Here is a 15,884-nt window from a genome sequence, read left to right as displayed (position 1 = left end):
CATGGCCACCGAAGAAACCCTCGTCCTCGTCAAGCCCGACGGCGTCGCCCGCGGCCTGACCGGCAGCATCCTCGCCCGCATCGAGGCGAAGGGCTACGCGCTCGTCGACATCCGCCTCGTCGAGCCCGACCGCGACCTGCTCGCCGAGCACTACGCCGAGCACGAGGGCAAGCCGTTCTACGAGCCGCTGCTCGAGTTCATGATGTCGGGCCCGTCGGTGGCGATCCGCCTCGCCGGCAACCGCGTGATCGAGGGATTCCGCTCGCTCGCCGGCACCACCGACCCCACCACGGCCGCCCCGGGGACGATCCGCGGCGACTTCGGCCGCGACTGGGGCCTCGCCGTGCAGCAGAACCTCGTGCACGGCTCGGACTCGCCGGAGTCCGCCGCACGCGAGCTCGGCATCTGGTTCAGCTGAGCCCTGACACGAGAAACCCGCCGGTCCGTCATGCGACCGGCGGGTTTCGTCGTCTTCAGAACAGCAGTCGCGCGATCTCGCCGAGGAAGTCGATGCCCTTCAGCTGGGCCATCACGACGATGATCGCGTAGGCCACGATGGTCGCAAGCGGCACCCACGCCATCAGGCGCCCTGCGCGCTCCTGCACCTTCTCGGACGACGTGAAGGTGCCGTTGCGGAACAGATGCACGACGGTGGCGAAGAACGTGGGGATCGTCACGGCCCACGTGACCATGCACCACGGGCACAGCACGACGAGGTCGTAGATGCTCTGACCGATCAGCCAGCACACGAACCCGAAGGCGAACAGGATGCCGGCGCCGAACGTGGCCCAGAACCAGCGGGGGAAGCGCGCACCGGCGAGCACCGCGACGCCGACGACGATCGGAGCCATCCAGCCCGTCAGACCGAGAATCGGATTCGGGAACCCGAACACCGAGCCCTGCCAGGATTCGAGGTTCTTGCCGCACTGGATGAAACTGCTCAGGTCGCAGCTGAGCGCGGCATCCGGATCGGCGAGCAGCACGAACTTCTCGACCGTGAGCTGGAACGCCGCCCACCAGCCGATGACACCGGCGATGATCAGCCAGACGGCGTAGAACACGGGGCGGGTGCGCTGCTCGCTCATATGTGGATTATCCCAGTGACGGCTATGGATGGGGCGTGAGACGGACCGGGAGAACCGCGGTTCGACGGCGGGATGCCACGAAGTGGCCCACATGGTGCGATAATGGCCTGTGATGCACCACGCGGTTCGGCCGCGGAAGGCATCGACGCAGACTTCGGGGCCCCATGCCCCTCGCGATCAGAGCCATGAGCCGGTCGCACACCGAGTGAGTTCGCGGCACCCGCGGGTGCCGCACGAGATTTCGCGGCACGCAGTGCTCGCGCAGGGAGTACGCCAGAGATGGCCGATGAGACGAATGACAACAACACCCCTACCCTCGACGCGAATGACGCGCTTCCGGTAACACCGGATGCGGCGGTCGAAGCGAAGTCTCAGCCGGCCGAGGAGCCGCAGGCGGATGCTGAGGCGCAGCCGGTCGACGAGCCCGTCACCGACGTTGCAACCCAGCCGGTCGCTGAGCCTGTCGAAGTGCCGGCGGAGGACGGGGTCGACCCTTCGACAGGCTCAGGGATCGACACTCCTGCACAGCCTGCCGAGCCCGAGAAGCCTGCCGAGCCCGAGAAGCCTGCCGAGGCCGAGAAGGCCGCCGAGCCTGCGAAGCCCGAGGCGCTCACCGCGGTCAGCCTCGGGCTCATCCCCGAGGTCTTCGTCTCGCGGGTGTCGACCCAGCTGCACTTCTACGCTCCCGAGATCACGCCGCTTCCGGCGCGGCCGGGGCGCGATCGCGACAACGTGCGCGACAGCGACCAGGACGAGACGTCCGGCGGACGACGCGGACGCCGCCGTCGCGGAGGAGACGGCGACGACCAGCAGGGCGAGCCGCGTCAGCGCCAGCGCGCCGTCGAATACATCACCGAGCCCAAGGCCATCAAGGGGTCCACGCGTCTCGAGGCCAAGAAGCAGCGCCGCCGCGACGGACGCGACGCCGGACGCCGCCGCCCGGTCGTGACCGAGGCCGAGTTCCTCGCCCGGCGCGAGTCCGTCGACCGCAAGATGATCGTCCGCTCGAAGAACGGACGCACCCAGATCGGCGTGCTCGAGGACGCCGTGCTCGTCGAGCACTACGTCGCGCGCAACCAGGACGCGTCTCTGATCGGCAACGTCTACCTCGGCCGCGTGCAGAACGTGCTGCCGAGCATGGAGGCCGCGTTCGTCGACATCGGTCGCGGCCGCAACGCCGTGCTGTACTCCGGCGAGGTCGACTGGGACGGCGTCGAGACCGGCAACCAGCCCCGCCGCATCGAGCTGGCGCTCAAGCCGGGCGACCGCGTGCTCGTGCAGGTCACGAAGGACCCGGTCGGGCACAAGGGCGCGCGCCTCACCAGCCAGATCTCGCTGCCCGGCCGCTACCTCGTGTACGTGCCCGGCGGATCGATGAACGGCATCAGCCGCAAGCTCCCCGACAACGAGCGCGCCCGCCTCAAGCGCATCCTCAAGGAGGTGCTGCCCGAGTCCAGCGGCGTCATCGTCCGCACGGCCGCCGAAGGCGCCACCGAGGAGCAGCTGACGCGCGACGTCCAGCGCCTCACGTCGCAGTGGGAGCACATCCAGAAGCAGGTCGAGAACCAGCAGGCTCCGGCGCTGCTGCACGCCGAACCCGACCTGCTCGTCAAGATCGTCCGCGACGTCTTCAACGAGGACTTCACGAAGATGCTCATTCAGGGCGAGGAGTCGCAGCGGACCATCCGCGCCTACCTCGAGAGCGTCGCCCCCGACCTGCTCGAGCGCGTGGAGTCCTACGAGGACGACACCGACCCGTTCGACGCGTTCCGCATCACGGAGCAGATCGAGAAGGCCCTCGACCGCAAGGTCTGGCTGCCCTCGGGCGGTTCTCTCGTGATCGACCGCACCGAGGCCATGACGGTCGTCGACGTCAACACCGGCAAGTTCGTCGGATCGGGCGGCAACCTCGAAGAGACCGTCACGAAGAACAACCTCGAGGCCGCCGAGGAGATCGTCCGCCAGCTGCGGCTGCGTGACATCGGCGGCATCATCGTCGTCGACTTCATCGACATGGTGCTCGAGTCCAACCGCGACCTCGTGCTGCGCCGACTCGTCGAGTGCCTGAGCCGTGACCGCACCAAGCACCAGGTGGCCGAGGTCACCTCGCTCGGCCTGGTCCAGATGACCCGGAAGAAGCTGGGCCTCGGCCTTCTCGAGACCTTCAGCGAGGCGTGCGAGGTGTGCGCCGGCCGTGGCGTCATCGTGCACCACGACCCGGTCGTCAAGCACCGCTCGAACTCGGGTGGCGGGCAGTCCGGCGGCAACCGGCGCCAGCGCGGAGGCAACGGTCAGCAGAGCCAGAGCACGCAGCAGAACAGCTCCGTCGCCCACGGCATCCCCGAGGGCGCCAAGTCCGCGCTCGCGCAGATCGCCGCGTCCACCCTCGCCCCGACCGTCGAGCCCGTCGTCGAGGCGGCCCCCGTCGTCGATGCGGAACCCGCAACCGAGCAGGAGCGTCCCAAGAAGCCGCGCCGCAAGCGCGGCGGAGATCGGAACGCCGCGCCCAAGACCGAGGCCGAGCAGCTGCTCGACTCCGTTCTCGACGCGCTGCCCGAGCCGAAGGCTCCTGGTCAGGGGCGCAACCGTCGGCGCGTGACGACGGCGGCCCTCACCGGCACGCCCGTCGCCGTGAACTCCTCACCCGCGCCGGTCGCGGGCGGGGATGCGGAGTCCTGAGGCGATCAGCCGCCTGACCAGCTCCTTGCCGCCGACGCGCTCCGCGCCGGCGGCGATGAGCCGGGGGAGGGCGTCCTCCGGCACGTCGTAGTGGTCGCGGTCGAACGACCGCGCCGGCAGATCGTTGGCTCGCGCGAACGCGTGCAGCTCCTCGAGGCTCCGATCGCTGACCAGATGGGCCCAGAGGCGCCCGTGGGCGGGCCAGACGGGGTCATCGATCAGTACGGTCACTCCGCGATCCTACGGCCGCGCGACACGGGCCGGACTCGCTTTGCGAGAGTGTGGCCGATCCGGTAAAGTAGTCCCTTGGTGCGTGAGCTGAGTCGTCCCCAGAGGGCGACGGGCTGAAGTCCTGTGCTCACACCCGTCAGACCTGCGACGAACGCAGGCACAGTCTTCCCGTGAGATTTCCGGAGCTCCCGCTCCCCAACGAAACAGGTATCAAGTGGTTTACGCAGTAGTGCGCGCCGGTGGGCGGCAGGAGAAGGTCGAGGTCGGCACGATCGTTCAGCTCGACCGTGTTCAGGCTGCTCAGGGCGAGAAGATCGAGCTGCCCGCAGTGCTCCTCGTCGACGGCTCCACGGTGACCACCGACGCCGACAAGCTGGCCAAGGTCAAGGTGACCGCCGAGGTCATCGGCAACCTCCGCGGCCCGAAGATCGTCATCCAGAAGTACAAGAACAAGACCGGCTACAAGAAGCGCCAGGGCCACCGCCAGGAGCTCACGCGCGTCAAGATCACCGGCATCAAGTAAGCAGAAGAGGCACAGGACATGGCACACAAAAAGGGCGCGAGCTCCACTCGCAACGGTCGTGACTCCAACGCTCAGCGACTCGGCGTGAAGCGCTTCGGCGGCCAGCAGGTCAACGCGGGCGAGATCCTCGTCCGTCAGCGCGGCACGCACTTCCACCCCGGCGTGAACGTCGGCCGTGGCGGCGACGACACGCTGTTCGCCCTCGAGGCGGGCGCTGTCGAGTTCGGCGCGAAGGGCGGCCGCAAGGTCGTCAACATCGTCGCCGCTGCTCAGTAATCGCAGCAGACAAGACATCCGGTTCGGGGCGGGCTTCGGCTCGCCCCGTCCGCGTATCCAGGGAGTAGTAAGACATGGTCACGTTCGTCGACACGGTGACGCTGCATCTGCGCGCCGGCAAGGGCGGCAACGGCTGTGTCTCCGTGCACCGCGAGAAGTTCAAGCCGCTCGGCGGTCCCGATGGCGGCAACGGCGGTGACGGCGGCGACATCGTCCTCGTCGCCGACACGCAGACCGGGACGCTCCTGTCGTACCACCACTCTCCGCACCGCTCGTCCGGCAACGGCGGATTCGGCATGGGCGACCACCGATCCGGCTACGCGGGCGAGACGCTCGAGCTGCCCGTCCCCGTCGGCACGGTCGTCAAGAACACCGACGGCGAGGTCCTGCTCGACATGGTCACGCCCGGCGAGCGCTTCGTCGTGGCGCAGGGCGGCCGAGGAGGCCTCGGCAACGCGGCGCTCGCGAGTCCCAAGCGCAAGGCTCCCGGCTTCGCTCTGCTCGGCACTCCCGGTTTCGAGGGCGACGTGGTCCTCGAGCTCAAGACCGTCGCCGACGTGGCCCTGGTGGGGTACCCCTCTGCGGGCAAGTCGAGTCTGATCGCCGCGGTCTCGGCCGCACGGCCGAAGATCGCCGACTACCCGTTCACCACCCTGCATCCGAACCTCGGCGTCGTCCAGCAGGGCGACTTCCGCTACACGGTCGCCGACGTGCCCGGTCTCATCGAAGGGGCGAGCGAGGGACGCGGTCTCGGACTGGAGTTCCTTCGTCACGTGGAGCGCTGCTCGGCGCTGCTGCACGTCCTCGACTGCGCGACGCTCGAGCCCGGCCGCGATCCGATCTCCGACCTCGACGTCATCCTCGCCGAGCTCGGTGCCTACGAGGTCCCCGAGGGGCAGAAGCCGCTGCTGGAGCGCCCGCAGCTGGTCGCGCTCAACAAGATCGATGTGCCCGAGGCCCGCGATCTCGCCGACCTCGTCCGCCCCGAGCTCGAGGAGCGCGGATTCCGGGTGTTCGACATCTCCACGGTCTCGCACGAGGGTCTCCGCCCGCTGACGTTCGCGCTCGGCGAGATCGTCGAGAAGCACCGTTCCGAGACGGCCGTCGAGGTCGAGGCGCCGCGCGTCGTCATCCGTCCCAAGGGCGCGGACCAGCCCTTCACGATCCGCGTCGAGGGCGGCTCGTACGGCACCTACTACCGCATCCTCGGCGAGAAGCCGGTCCGCTGGGTGCAGCAGACCGACTTCCAGAACGAGGAGGCCGTCGGGTACCTGGCGGACCGCCTGGAGCGTCTCGGCGTCGAGGACGAGCTGTTCCGTCTCGGCGCGACGCCCGGTGCGACCGTTGTGATCGGCGAAGGCGAGGGCCTCATCTTCGACTGGGAGCCCTCGATGCGCTCGGCCGCGGAGCTCGCGACCGCGCCGCGAGGCACCGATCCGCGTCTCGCGCCGAACTCGCGACGCACCACGGGCGAGCGCCGCGAGCAGTACTACGAGCGGATGGACGCCAGAGCCGCGTACCGCGCGGAGCAGGACGAGAAGCGCCGTGCGACGGCGGGGCAGGACTTCGACGGAGACGACGCGTGACCGCGATGACGCGTGCCGAGCTCTCAACGGCTCCGCGCATCGTCGTCAAGGTCGGATCCTCATCGATCAGCGGCGAATCGTCGTGGCGGATCCCGATGATCGTGCACGCCCTCGCCGGCGCCCACGCGCGCGGCTGCGAGATCGTGCTGGTCTCGTCGGGAGCGATCGCCACCGGCATCCCGTTTCTCGATCTGGATGCCAGGCCCACCGACCTCGCCACTCAGCAGGCGGCGGCCGCCGTCGGCCAGAACGTGCTCGTGTACCGCTATCAGGAGGCGCTGCGCCCGTTCCGCATCACGGCGGGACAGGTCCTGCTGACGACGAGCGATCTCGAGACCGCGACCTCCCGCAGCAACGCCCGCCGCGCCATGGAGCGGCTGCTCGGCCTGCGCATCCTGCCGATCGTGAACGAGAACGACACCGTCGCCACGCAGGAGATCCGCTTCGGCGACAACGACCGGCTCGCAGCCCTCGTCGCCCAGCTCATCGGGGCGGACGCTCTCGTGCTGCTCAGCGACGTCGAGAGCCTCTACACGAAGCCGCCGACGGATCCCGCGGCGGAGCCGATCGACATCATCGCCGCCGACGCGGACCTCGAAGGCCTCGAGTTCGGGGCGACCGTCGTCAACAGCGTCGGCACCGGGGGAGCGGCGACCAAGGTGTCCGCGGCGCGTCTGGCTGCGGCATCCGGCATCGGCGTTCTCGTCACGAGCGCCGACCTCATCGACCGTGCGCTCCACGGCGACGAGATCGGCACCTGGTTCGAACCCGTCATCCAGGCCCGGTGACCCCACCGGGTCTCGTAAGCTGAGCGGATGACCACCGACACCGTTCAGGACCGTCTCGCGCGCGCCAAGGAGGCCTCCCGGGCCACCGCGCGGCTGACGAGTGATGAGAAGGTCCGCGCCCTCGAGGCCGTCGCCGGTGCACTCGAGTCGAACGCCGCGGACATCATCGCCGCGAACGCGCAGGACATCGAAGCCGGACGGGAGAACGGGATCGGCGACGCGCTGATCGACCGGCTCCGCCTCGACGACAAGCGCGTCGCCGCACTCGCATCGGCCGTGCGCGAGATCGCCGCGCTGCCCGACCCCGTCGGCCAGGTCGTCGGCGGGCACAGGATGCCGAACGGCGTGAACCTCCAGCAGGTCCGGGTGCCCTTCGGCGTGGTCGGTGCGATCTACGAGGCGCGTCCCAACGTGACGGTCGACATCGCAGCCCTCGCCTTGCGATCCGGCAACGCGAGCGTTCTGCGCGGGGGGAGTGCCGCACGCGAGTCGAACACCGTCCTCGTCCGGGTCATGCGCGACGCGCTGGAGAGCGCCGGCGTCACGCCCGAGGCCGTCCAGACCGTCGACGACTTCGGCCGCGACGGCGCCAAGGCCCTCATGCACGGTCGCGGATACGTCGACGTGCTCGTGCCGCGCGGCAGCGCCGCACTCATCGAGACCGTCGTCACCGAATCGACCGTGCCCGTGATCGAGACGGGCGCCGGCAATGTGCACATCGTGCTGGACGAGACCGCGCCCGACGACTGGGCGCGCGAGATCGTCGTCAACGCCAAGGTTCAGCGGCCGAGCGTCTGCAACGCCGTCGAGACCGTGCTCGTGCTGCGCCAGGCCGCACCCCGCCTGGTTCCCCTCGTGGCCAGCGCCCTGCAGAGCGAGGGCGTCGCCGTCCACGGGGATGACATGGTCCGCGGACTCGTGAGCGACGTCATCCCCGCGACGGAGGAGGACTGGGCGACCGAGTACCTCAGCCTCGACGTGGCCATGAAGGTCGTCGACACCCTCGACGACGCGCTCGCCCACATCCGCCGCTACAGCACGGGTCACACCGAGTCCATCGTCACGGCCGACGCCCGCAATGCTGAGCGGTTCCTCGCCGAGGTGGACTCCGCCGTCGTGATGGCCAACGCCTCCACTCGCTTCACCGACGGGAGCGAGTTCGGATTCGGGGCGGAGGTCGGGATCTCCACGCAGAAGCTGCATGCCCGCGGTCCCATGGGGCTTTCCGAGCTGACCAGCACCAAATGGCTCGCGCGTGGGTCGGGTCAGACCCGCGCCTGAGCGATAGGATGGGTGAGCCTCTTCTCGCACCCGCCACGAAACGGAGTCAGGATGAACCTCGTCGCACAGATCGCGATGGCAGCCGCTGAAACGGAGCATCACGGCAACGTGGCGCTCGAGACCCTGATCTTCGGGGTTATCGCCGCCGCGCTGTTCGCCGTTCTCGGGCTCGTCACGTTCTCGTACCGCCACGTCGCCAACCGCCACTCCGCCAAGGCCGAGGCCTGGGCGCAGAAGCACGGCGCTGACGCTCACGGGGCAGGACACGGCCACTAGGGCGCATGGAGACGACGGCCACGCGTGCCCCACGCATCGGAGTGATGGGCGGGACGTTCGACCCGATCCACCACGGGCACCTGGTCGCGGCCAGCGAGGTCGCGCACGAGTTCGACCTCGACGAGGTCGTGTTCGTTCCGACGGGGCGTCCATGGCAGAAGTCGAACGTCTCACCCAGTGAGCACCGCTACCTGATGACGGTGATCGCCACGGCATCCAACCCGCGATTCACGGTCAGCCGCGTCGACGTCGACCGCGAAGGCCCGACGTACACGATCGACACGCTCCGCGATCTGAAGACGCAGCGTCCCGACGCCGAGCTGTTCTTCATCACGGGTGCCGACGCCGTAGCGCAAATTCTCAGTTGGAGGGACCATGATGAACTGTGGGAACTGGCCCACTTCGTCGCGGTCTCCCGCCCAGGACATGTTCTGAGCACCGACGGCCTCCCGAGCGACAACGTCAGCCAGCTCGAGGTCCCCGCGCTGTCGATCTCGTCCACCGCGTGTCGAGAGCGCGTCGAGGAGGACCAGCCCGTGTGGTACCTGGTTCCCGACGGAGTCGTTCAGTACATCGCGAAGCATCATCTGTATCGGAGCAAGGCATGAGCACATCGGATCAGCAGGGCAATCAGCCGCTGACCCGCAAGCAGCTGCGGGAGATCCGTCTCACCGGCGCGACGCCGGTGATCGGAGAAGACGAAGCCGCGGCCGCCGCGAAGAAGACGCCCCCGGCACCGGCCGCGCCCCTTCCGCGCGCCGCCGAACCGGCAGAGGTCGCGCCGGCTCCCGCCGAGGTCATCACCGATCCGGACGCCGCTCCGCTCACGCGCCGCCAGGCCCGCACGCTCGAGCGGCTGCGCACGGCGTCGGTCCCCGTGGTCGAGCCGGAGCAGACCGCTGAGCCCGAGTCCGAGCCCGCTGAGGCGACCGAGGCCGAGGAGACTGAGGATTCCGAGCTCGTCTCTGCCGTGCCGACGTTCGCCCCGGTCGGTGCCGGCGCCGTGGACACCGGGGATCGCACCGAGGACGCCGCGGAGGACGCCGCGGTCGAGGCGGACGACGAAGCAGACGACGCTGCTGACGCCGACGTCGAGACGGATGCCGACGTCGAGACGGCGACCGAGACCGGCGAGGACGAGGCGCCTGCCGACGACGAAGCAGACGACGAGGCCGTCGAGGAGCGTCCGGTCGTCAGCCCCGCGTTCGGCAAGCAGGTGCTCGGCGAGCAGGCCGACGTCCCCGCGTTCGCGCCCTCGTTCGACGACCTCATCACCTCGGACTCCGGCGGCTCGAACCGCGCGCCGAACACTCTGATCTTCACCCACCCCGGAGAGGGCTCGCTGTCGGGTCCCGTGGCCTCGACCGGCGAGATCCTCATCACCGGGAGCTACGACCTGCCGGAAGGCCTCGGATCCCAGGGACACGCGCACGGCACGACCGACGGCAAGGACATCGACGCCGTCCTCATCGACGGCGAACTGCCGCCGGCATCCTCGCCGACGCCGATCGCGGCGAGCTCCGCGGTGAGCACGATCCGCCCCGCCGGCGAGGTCATCCGCCCTCCTGCCCCCGAGAAGGGCAACAAGCTCATGCTGACGCTGGCGATCACCGCCGGCGGTCTCGCCCTTCTCGTCGCCGCGGCGCTCGTCGTCGCATTCACCACGAATGTATTGGGATGATGCAATCACCTGAGAACGCCGAGGCCATGCTGCAGATCGCGGCGGACGCCGCCGTCTCCAAGGGCGGAGAGGACCTCGTCGCCCTCAACGTCTCGGAGCCGCTGCCGCTCGTCGACATCTTCCTGCTCGTGACCGGGAACAGCGAGCGCAATGTCGCCGCGATCGCCGACGAGATCGAGGATCGCCTGGTCGCAGCCGGCCACAAGCGGGTGCGCCGCGAGGGCCGTGCAGAGGCCCGCTGGGTGCTGATGGACTTCGGCGACCTCATCGTGCACGTCTTCCACGGCGAGGAGCGCGTGTACTACGGCCTCGAGAGGCTGTGGAAGGACTGCCCCGTCGTGCCGATCGAGCTCACCGAGGGCGCAGAGCGCTCCTGAGATGGCGCTGCACCTGATCACCGGTGCCGGCTCCGGTATCGGCGCGGCAGTCGCGCGACGGCTGCATGAACGCGGTGACGACCTGGTGCTGCTCGCGCGCGACGCCGGCCGGGCGCGAGAACTCGCGACGCGGTTTCCCGAAGCATCCACGCTGGTGGGAGATCTGGCGCAGCCAGGGCGCCTGTCCTGGGCGTTCTCGAAGCAGCAGCTGCCTGAGCGCATCGATTCGCTCGTGCACGTGGCCGGCATCGTCGACCTCGGTCCCGTCGCCGATCTTCCGCCGACGCTGTGGGAGCAGCAGCTGGCCGTGAACCTCGTCGCTCCGGCCGAGCTGACCCGGCTGTTCCTGCCGGTGCTCCGGGTTTCGCGCGGGCAGGTGCTGTTCGTGAACTCGGGAGCGGGGCTGCGTGCCCATGCCGACTGGGGTGCGTACGCGGCCTCCAAGCACGGCCTCAAGGCACTGGCGGACGCGCTGCGGGCCGAAGAGGCCGCGAACGGGGTCCGGGTCACCTCGGTCTTCCCCGGGCGCACCGCGACGCCCATGCAGGAGCGGGTGCACCAGCAGGAGGGTGCCGATTACGTGCCCGAGCGCTTCATCGATCCCGAATCCGTCGCGACGGCCATCCTCACCGCCCTCGATCTGCCTCGTGACGCGCAGATCACCGAGCTGTCGGTCCGGCCCGGCGTCTGACGTCGCGGACTACCTCTTCGCCGGCAGGCGCGCAAGGCCCTCGAAGGGCTTCGGGCTGCGACCTAGCGTGGGATCAATCGACCAAGGAGGCTGACCCATGGATGAGATGGACGAGCATCGTCCGCACGAGACGCCCGACGCCGAAGGCGGGCATCCCTCGCAGGCAGAGGGAGAGGATCCCGCACGCGCAGGACAGCACCCGGATCCGGCGCTCGACGGGCACCCATCGCAGGCGGAAGGCGAAGACACGACGGAGGACACCGATGGCTGACGGAGATGTGATCACCCGCTCGAAGAACGGTCAGTGGGTCAACCACGTCGAAGGCGAACCGGAGAACTCGCTGAGCTTCAGCAACCGCGAGGAGGCCGTGATCGCCGGCGCGAGCTTCGCCTCCGAGCGTGGCACCCGGCATATCGTCGAGGAAACGGAGCCGACCGGTGGCATCGGCGACGGCGGCGGTGAAGGCGAGGCGCCGGTGATCGTGGGGGAGAAGGATTTGGACGGCCCGCTCCCGGACACGACCGACCAGAACGGGATGCCGCTGGACAATCCTTCCGGAGGATGATGGGAACTCCGGCCGATCTCGCCGATCAGGCGCGCAGCCGGTAGCGCAACCGGCCCGCCGCCTCACACGGAGCGGCGCACCGTCAGCAGGAAGAAGCTGTCTTCCCGCGCGAGGACACTGTGCCGCTCCGGGGGAATGGGCATGATGTGCCCGGCGGTGAGCTCCCAGGACCGTCCCTGGCCGGTCAGCCGCAGGTGACCGGTGAGCACGTGCAGGGTCGCCTCCGGCGGGCTGTCATGCTCGGGGAGCTCCGCCTCGCCCAGCAGCGCCATGGCGGTCTGCCGCAGCACCGCATCGCGGTCGCCGTACAGCGTCTCGGCTGCCCTGCGGGAGCTCGATCCGCGAGCTTTTCCGAGCAGTTTCTCCTCGAGTTCTGCGAGGTTGGTGGGCGTCAGCGGAGATCCGGTCATGACCTGCTCCTTTCGATGAGCGACATCCCTGCCATCGTCGCATCGAACCCGCGAAATGCAAGACGGCGGCCGCCGGTCCGGCCCGGGGTCTGAGGTCCGTCACGCGCGAAGCTGGTAGCGCAGCTCCGGGCGGCCCACACCGCCGTAGGTCGGTGTGCTCGCGGCGAGTCCGGACTCCACGAGCCGCTCCAGGTAGCGCCGCGCGCTGACGCGCGACATGCCGAGGACCTCGGCGACCTCGGTCGCCGAGACGGGGTGAGCCTGCTCCTCCATGGTCTCCGCGACGCGCTGCAGCGTCACCCGTGACACCCCCTTGCGATTGCCGGCGAGGGCGACGGCATCCCGTCGCATCAGCGCGTCGACGGTCACCTGATCGAGCTCGCCGGTGTCGCTGAACTCGGCATCGCGGGCGAGAACGCGCCAGACGTCGTCGAGACGCTCGTGCAGAGCCTGCATCGGGAAGGGCTTGACGACATAGTGATGGACGCCGTGCGCGCGGGCGCGGCGCACGGTGTCGAGGTCCCGCGCGGCGGTGACGGCGATGACCTCCACGTGCGCTCCCGTCGCGCGCAGCCGTCGCAGCACGTCGATGCCCGACATGTCGGGCAGATACACGTCCAGCAGCATGACTTCGGGACGTAGATCGTCGAGCGCGCGCAGTGCGTCACCGCCGGTCGGTGCGACCGAGACGACCTCGAAATGCGGATGCCGTTCCACGAACCCGCGCGTCACATGGGCGACGGCGAAGTCGTCCTCGACGATGAGCGTGCGCAGCCGGCTCATCGCGCTGCCCCGGCGAGATCCCTGACCGGAAGCCGCACGACGAAGCGCGCTCCGCCGAGCGCTGCGGGGGAGAGGTCGATCGTCCCTCCGCGGCGCTCCACGACCCGCGCGACGAGCGTGAGCCCGTAGCCGCGCTGGCGATCGTCGCTCTTCGTCGAGAATCCGAGCCGGAACACGTCGCCGCGGTGCTCGATCGGGACGCCGGGCCCGTCGTCCGAGATCTCGAGCACCGTCATGCCCTCGTCGTCTCGCGCGATCGTCACCGCGACCCGCCCACCGCGCCCGGCGGCGTCATGATCGTCATCATCGTCCTCGGCGTCTGGCTCAAGCGCCGTCAGGCGCGGTTCGAGCAGGCACTGGCCGAGGTCGACACCGCGACGATCCGCACCGTGGATGAGGAGATCGCCGAGCAGCTGCGCGACCGCTGAGAGCGCATCCTCGACGGAACAGGGGACGGCCGCGGACATGGCCGTCCCCTGCGGGCGCTCAGATGATCTGACGCCCCTCCTTCTTCGCCTCCCGCGCGTCCTTCGCGAACGCGCGGATGATCACGGCGAGGGTTCCGATGACGATCACCGGCCACACGAGCGCATACGCGGTCATGAGGATGGTCTCCATGTCACTGCTCCTTTCCGGAGTAGGCGGCATCGGCGTCGTGCACGACGTTCTCCGCGCTGGCGATGATCTCGGTCTCGGCGGTGTCGAAGTCGCCCGTGCGGTGCCGGATCACCGAGAAGTCGAACCGCTTGTCGGTGTTCAGCATCGTGAGCGCAGCGCACACGACCGTGCTGACGGCGTAGGCGACCAGAGAACCGGAGAGCACGGGATAGGTGTGCAGGAACCCGATCGCAAACGGCGCGGATGCGACGGCGGCGACGGCTCCGACCACCAGGGCGACCCTGAGACCGAAGAACCCGAACGCCATGAGGCCGAGCACGACGCCGATGCCGATGACGGCGACGACGTCGCTGACGATCCCCAGACCGCCCGTGAGATCGACCCACTCGAAGCGCACCGGCAGGAACGCGGCGAGACCGGCGACGACCGCGATGGTGAAGGCGACGTTCGTGACGCGGTTCCAGTAGAAGCTGGCGATAACGGGGAAGACCAGCGCACCCCACAGCGCTCCGACGAACACGAGCAGGTCGAGGATGTTGAACTGCATCGACGCGAAGCCGAGCGCCGCGGCGGTCGCTCCGACCATCGTGATCCGCCCCACCAGCAGCATCGTCTTCGGGTTCGCGTTCTTCTTTCCGGCGATGTTCTGGCCGTAGATGTCGGCCATCATGATCGACGACAGCGCGGTCATGTCGGCATCCGCGGTCGACGACAGCGAGCCGATGATCATCACGAAGAACACGCAGATGAGGATCGGGCTGAGGTAGGTGGCAGCCATCTGCGGGATGAGGTTGTTGACGTCGCCGCCCATGGGTTCGATGCCCGCGTACAGGGCGATGACACCGAGCATCCCGACGCCGATGATCGTCGCGCCGTAGCCGATCGTGGCGGTGACGAAGGTCTTCTTGATCAGGTCCTCGCGCACCGCGAACAGGCGCTGCGCGATGGTCTGATTGCCGATCGCGTACGCCAGGACGGCCGCGATGTACGGCGCGCCCTGGTTGAAGAACGCGTCGGACGAGAAGAAGTCGCCCTGCTGCGGGGTGAGGTTCGCAGCGCCCGTCACGAACAGGTCGGGGCCGCCGGCGGCGAAGAAGATCACCGGAATGATGATGGCGACGGCTCCCAGCATCGCCAGCACCTGGGCGAAGTCGGTCAGCACCGAGGCGCGGAAGCCCGACCAGAGGGTGTAGGCGAGCACGCCGATCGCGATCGCGACGATGCCCTGCGTGAAGGTGAACGGCGAGAGCATCGAGATGAGCGCTCCGCCGGCGATGAGATTGGAGGTCAGGCTGATGAGGCTGCCGAGGACGTTGGATCCTGCGAGCATGAGCTGGCTGGAGCGTCCGTGCCGGGCGAACATGACCTCGGCGATCGTGTGCGCCTTCGGCGCGACCTGCCGGATGCGCCGGCCGAAGGGATAGATCAGCAGGATCATCAGCGCGCCCCAGAGCCCGTAGTGGATCGGGCCGGAGATGCCGTAGGTGTACCCGGATGTCGCGGAGGCGTACATCGAGGATGCCCAGATCCATGTGGCGGTCATGGAAGCGGCGGAGATGCCGAAGCCGATCTTGCCGCCGCCGGTCATGTAGCCGTCGGCGTTCTCCTTCTTGCGGGAGATGCGGATCGACATGTAAAGGCTGCCGCCGAAGAACAGCAGCATGAGCAGGACCGTCACTGGCCCTGAGAGTGTTTGGAGGTCGCCCACCGGATGGTTCTCACTTTCTCGTCGTGATGCGGCTGGAGCCGCCGGTCGAAGGAGAAAGCGCTCGCTAGGTGGGGGAGGGCACTCGGGGGACGTAGATGGACATGGGGCGATCTGATGCTGTCAGCATGGCGAACGAACCTGGACCACTGAGGCGCGTGGGAACGCGCAGACGAGAGGCCCGGGGTGCGGCTCCTTTCCAGTCGTCCGCAGGCGCGCCGAACGTCGGTGCATCCTCAGCGGAAGTCGATTGATCGCGATGGGCGCGCAGTCGGGCGCGTCGCACGAGAGCGCACGATGCGCTCCCTGCTCATGCATGCACAAGCAT

Annotated in this window: 22 protein-coding genes; 15 read left to right on the top strand and 7 right to left on the bottom strand. The window is 68.8% G+C overall.

All coding sequences use genetic code 11. The features are described 5' to 3' along the window. The first annotated feature begins 1 nt into the window (after position 1). Complete coding sequence (gene ndk / locus AB0269_RS06080; RefSeq protein WP_366210324.1) at positions 2–418, top strand: nucleoside-diphosphate kinase; 417 nt, start codon at positions 2–4, stop codon at positions 416–418. A gap of 55 nt (positions 419–473) precedes the next feature. On the opposite strand, the gene AB0269_RS06075 is transcribed toward ndk, so the two are convergent. Continuing rightward, positions 474–1,085, bottom strand: coding sequence for a vitamin K epoxide reductase family protein (locus AB0269_RS06075; RefSeq protein WP_366210323.1), 612 nt, complete (start codon positions 1,083–1,085; stop codon positions 474–476). A 279-nt stretch (positions 1,086–1,364) separates the two neighbouring features. On the opposite strand from AB0269_RS06075, the gene AB0269_RS06070 reads away from it, so the two are divergent. Continuing rightward, positions 1,365–3,764: an Rne/Rng family ribonuclease gene (locus AB0269_RS06070; RefSeq protein ID WP_366210322.1), complete on the top strand. Its 2,400-nt coding sequence runs from the start codon at positions 1,365–1,367 to the stop codon at positions 3,762–3,764. Here AB0269_RS06070 and AB0269_RS06065 read toward each other — a convergent pair. After that, positions 3,726–3,995: a DUF4031 domain-containing protein gene (locus tag AB0269_RS06065; RefSeq protein WP_366210321.1), complete on the bottom strand. Its 270-nt coding sequence runs from the start codon at positions 3,993–3,995 to the stop codon at positions 3,726–3,728. The genes AB0269_RS06070 and AB0269_RS06065 overlap by 39 nt on opposite strands. 214 nt (positions 3,996–4,209) lie before the next feature. Here AB0269_RS06065 and rplU point away from each other — a divergent pair, with 214 nt between their 5' ends. From rplU to AB0269_RS06005, 12 genes are all read left to right on the top strand, one after another. After that, complete coding sequence (rplU, locus tag AB0269_RS06060; RefSeq protein ID WP_366210320.1) at positions 4,210–4,518, top strand: 50S ribosomal protein L21; 309 nt, start codon at positions 4,210–4,212, stop codon at positions 4,516–4,518. 18 nt (positions 4,519–4,536) lie between these two features. Beyond that, positions 4,537–4,794, top strand: coding sequence for a 50S ribosomal protein L27 (gene rpmA, locus AB0269_RS06055; protein ID WP_175988678.1), 258 nt, complete (start codon positions 4,537–4,539; stop codon positions 4,792–4,794). A gap of 74 nt (positions 4,795–4,868) precedes the next feature. Beyond that, positions 4,869–6,380 carry a GTPase ObgE gene (gene obgE, locus AB0269_RS06050; RefSeq protein ID WP_366210319.1) on the top strand — a complete coding sequence of 504 codons (1,512 nt, stop codon included), beginning with the start codon at positions 4,869–4,871 and terminating at the stop codon, positions 6,378–6,380. After that, positions 6,377–7,168, top strand: a complete 792-nt coding sequence (proB, locus tag AB0269_RS06045) for a glutamate 5-kinase (protein ID WP_366210318.1) — start codon at positions 6,377–6,379, stop codon at positions 7,166–7,168. The genes obgE and proB overlap by 4 nt, the downstream gene beginning before the upstream one ends. A 27-nt stretch (positions 7,169–7,195) precedes the next feature. Further along, the gene (locus AB0269_RS06040; RefSeq protein WP_366210317.1) at positions 7,196–8,449 is read left to right on the top strand and encodes a glutamate-5-semialdehyde dehydrogenase; all 1,254 of its coding nucleotides are present in this window, start codon (positions 7,196–7,198) and stop codon (positions 8,447–8,449) included. 51 nt (positions 8,450–8,500) lie between these two features. Continuing rightward, entirely contained in the window at positions 8,501–8,725 is a 225-nt protein-coding gene (locus AB0269_RS06035; protein ID WP_175988686.1) for a hypothetical protein, read from the top strand. Positions 8,726–8,730: 5 nt separating this feature from the next. Next, the gene (gene nadD / locus AB0269_RS06030; RefSeq protein WP_175988688.1) at positions 8,731–9,333 is read left to right on the top strand and encodes a nicotinate-nucleotide adenylyltransferase; all 603 of its coding nucleotides are present in this window, start codon (positions 8,731–8,733) and stop codon (positions 9,331–9,333) included. Then, on the top strand, positions 9,330–10,406 hold the full coding sequence (locus tag AB0269_RS06025) for a hypothetical protein (RefSeq protein ID WP_366210316.1): 1,077 nt from the start codon (positions 9,330–9,332) through the stop codon (positions 10,404–10,406). The genes nadD and AB0269_RS06025 overlap by 4 nt, the downstream gene beginning before the upstream one ends. Continuing rightward, positions 10,406–10,783: a ribosome silencing factor gene (gene rsfS / locus AB0269_RS06020; protein WP_366210315.1), complete on the top strand. Its 378-nt coding sequence runs from the start codon at positions 10,406–10,408 to the stop codon at positions 10,781–10,783. The genes AB0269_RS06025 and rsfS overlap by 1 nt, the downstream gene beginning before the upstream one ends. Before the next feature lies 1 nt (position 10,784). Then, positions 10,785–11,474: an SDR family oxidoreductase gene (locus AB0269_RS06015; RefSeq protein ID WP_366210314.1), complete on the top strand. Its 690-nt coding sequence runs from the start codon at positions 10,785–10,787 to the stop codon at positions 11,472–11,474. A gap of 97 nt (positions 11,475–11,571) precedes the next feature. Then, positions 11,572–11,745 carry a hypothetical protein gene (locus AB0269_RS06010; protein ID WP_366210313.1) on the top strand — a complete coding sequence of 58 codons (174 nt, stop codon included), beginning with the start codon at positions 11,572–11,574 and terminating at the stop codon, positions 11,743–11,745. Beyond that, positions 11,738–12,040, top strand: a complete 303-nt coding sequence (locus AB0269_RS06005; RefSeq protein ID WP_366210312.1) for a DUF2188 domain-containing protein — start codon at positions 11,738–11,740, stop codon at positions 12,038–12,040. The genes AB0269_RS06010 and AB0269_RS06005 overlap by 8 nt, the downstream gene beginning before the upstream one ends. Positions 12,041–12,102: 62 nt before the next feature. On the opposite strand, the gene AB0269_RS06000 is transcribed toward AB0269_RS06005, so the two are convergent. The 3 genes from AB0269_RS06000 to AB0269_RS05990 all read right to left on the bottom strand — a co-directional run bounded on the left by AB0269_RS06000 (position 12,103) and on the right by AB0269_RS05990 (position 13,571). Then, on the bottom strand, positions 12,103–12,450 hold the full coding sequence (locus tag AB0269_RS06000) for a LuxR family transcriptional regulator (RefSeq protein WP_175988140.1): 348 nt from the start codon (positions 12,448–12,450) through the stop codon (positions 12,103–12,105). A gap of 99 nt (positions 12,451–12,549) precedes the next feature. Beyond that, a complete protein-coding gene (locus AB0269_RS05995) occupies positions 12,550–13,233 on the bottom strand; it encodes a response regulator (protein ID WP_366210311.1) in 684 nt (227 codons plus the stop codon). Further along, positions 13,230–13,571, bottom strand: a complete 342-nt coding sequence (locus AB0269_RS05990) for an ATP-binding protein (protein WP_366210518.1) — start codon at positions 13,569–13,571, stop codon at positions 13,230–13,232. The genes AB0269_RS05995 and AB0269_RS05990 overlap by 4 nt, the downstream gene beginning before the upstream one ends. On the opposite strand from AB0269_RS05990, the gene AB0269_RS05985 reads away from it, so the two are divergent. Further along, entirely contained in the window at positions 13,527–13,661 is a 135-nt protein-coding gene (locus AB0269_RS05985) for a hypothetical protein (protein ID WP_366210521.1), read from the top strand. The genes AB0269_RS05990 and AB0269_RS05985 overlap by 45 nt on opposite strands. A 58-nt stretch (positions 13,662–13,719) precedes the next feature. Here AB0269_RS05985 and AB0269_RS05980 read toward each other — a convergent pair whose 3' ends face one another. After that, complete coding sequence (locus tag AB0269_RS05980; protein ID WP_366210310.1) at positions 13,720–13,851, bottom strand: putative transporter small subunit; 132 nt, start codon at positions 13,849–13,851, stop codon at positions 13,720–13,722. A gap of 1 nt (position 13,852) precedes the next feature. Continuing rightward, positions 13,853–15,514: a sodium:solute symporter family protein gene (locus AB0269_RS05975; protein WP_366210517.1), complete on the bottom strand. Its 1,662-nt coding sequence runs from the start codon at positions 15,512–15,514 to the stop codon at positions 13,853–13,855. Between the last annotated feature and the right edge of the window lie 370 nt (positions 15,515–15,884).

The sequence above is a fragment of the Microbacterium sp. NPDC077644 genome, from assembly GCF_040702785.1.
Lineage (GTDB): Bacteria > Actinomycetota > Actinomycetes > Actinomycetales > Microbacteriaceae > Microbacterium.
This window is presented reverse-complemented; position numbering and strand designations above follow the sequence as displayed.

What these genes read in the sequence shown, in the direction of transcription:
- AB0269_RS05980 (WP_366210310.1), bottom strand. Translation starts at nt 13,851, where the DNA reads ATGGAGACCATCCTCATGACCGCGTATGCGCTCGTGTGGCCGGTGATC.
- AB0269_RS06040 (WP_366210317.1), top strand. Translation starts at nt 7,196, where the DNA reads ATGACCACCGACACCGTTCAGGACCGTCTCGCGCGCGCCAAGGAGGCC.
- AB0269_RS06070 (WP_366210322.1), top strand. Translation starts at nt 1,365, where the DNA reads ATGGCCGATGAGACGAATGACAACAACACCCCTACCCTCGACGCGAAT.
- ndk (WP_366210324.1), top strand. Translation starts at nt 2, where the DNA reads ATGGCCACCGAAGAAACCCTCGTCCTCGTCAAGCCCGACGGCGTCGCC.
- AB0269_RS06000 (WP_175988140.1), bottom strand. Translation starts at nt 12,450, where the DNA reads ATGACCGGATCTCCGCTGACGCCCACCAACCTCGCAGAACTCGAGGAG.
- AB0269_RS06010 (WP_366210313.1), top strand. Translation starts at nt 11,572, where the DNA reads ATGGATGAGATGGACGAGCATCGTCCGCACGAGACGCCCGACGCCGAA.
- AB0269_RS06025 (WP_366210316.1), top strand. Translation starts at nt 9,330, where the DNA reads ATGAGCACATCGGATCAGCAGGGCAATCAGCCGCTGACCCGCAAGCAG.
- AB0269_RS05975 (WP_366210517.1), bottom strand. Translation starts at nt 15,514, where the DNA reads ATGCTGCTGTTCTTCGGCGGCAGCCTTTACATGTCGATCCGCATCTCC.
- rpmA (WP_175988678.1), top strand. Translation starts at nt 4,537, where the DNA reads ATGGCACACAAAAAGGGCGCGAGCTCCACTCGCAACGGTCGTGACTCC.
- rsfS (WP_366210315.1), top strand. Translation starts at nt 10,406, where the DNA reads ATGCAATCACCTGAGAACGCCGAGGCCATGCTGCAGATCGCGGCGGAC.
- AB0269_RS05995 (WP_366210311.1), bottom strand. Translation starts at nt 13,233, where the DNA reads ATGAGCCGGCTGCGCACGCTCATCGTCGAGGACGACTTCGCCGTCGCC.
- AB0269_RS06015 (WP_366210314.1), top strand. Translation starts at nt 10,785, where the DNA reads ATGGCGCTGCACCTGATCACCGGTGCCGGCTCCGGTATCGGCGCGGCA.
- obgE (WP_366210319.1), top strand. Translation starts at nt 4,869, where the DNA reads ATGGTCACGTTCGTCGACACGGTGACGCTGCATCTGCGCGCCGGCAAG.
- nadD (WP_175988688.1), top strand. Translation starts at nt 8,731, where the DNA reads ATGGAGACGACGGCCACGCGTGCCCCACGCATCGGAGTGATGGGCGGG.
- AB0269_RS06035 (WP_175988686.1), top strand. Translation starts at nt 8,501, where the DNA reads ATGAACCTCGTCGCACAGATCGCGATGGCAGCCGCTGAAACGGAGCAT.
- AB0269_RS06075 (WP_366210323.1), bottom strand. Translation starts at nt 1,085, where the DNA reads ATGAGCGAGCAGCGCACCCGCCCCGTGTTCTACGCCGTCTGGCTGATC.
- AB0269_RS05985 (WP_366210521.1), top strand. Translation starts at nt 13,527, where the DNA reads ATGATCGTCATCATCGTCCTCGGCGTCTGGCTCAAGCGCCGTCAGGCG.
- AB0269_RS06005 (WP_366210312.1), top strand. Translation starts at nt 11,738, where the DNA reads ATGGCTGACGGAGATGTGATCACCCGCTCGAAGAACGGTCAGTGGGTC.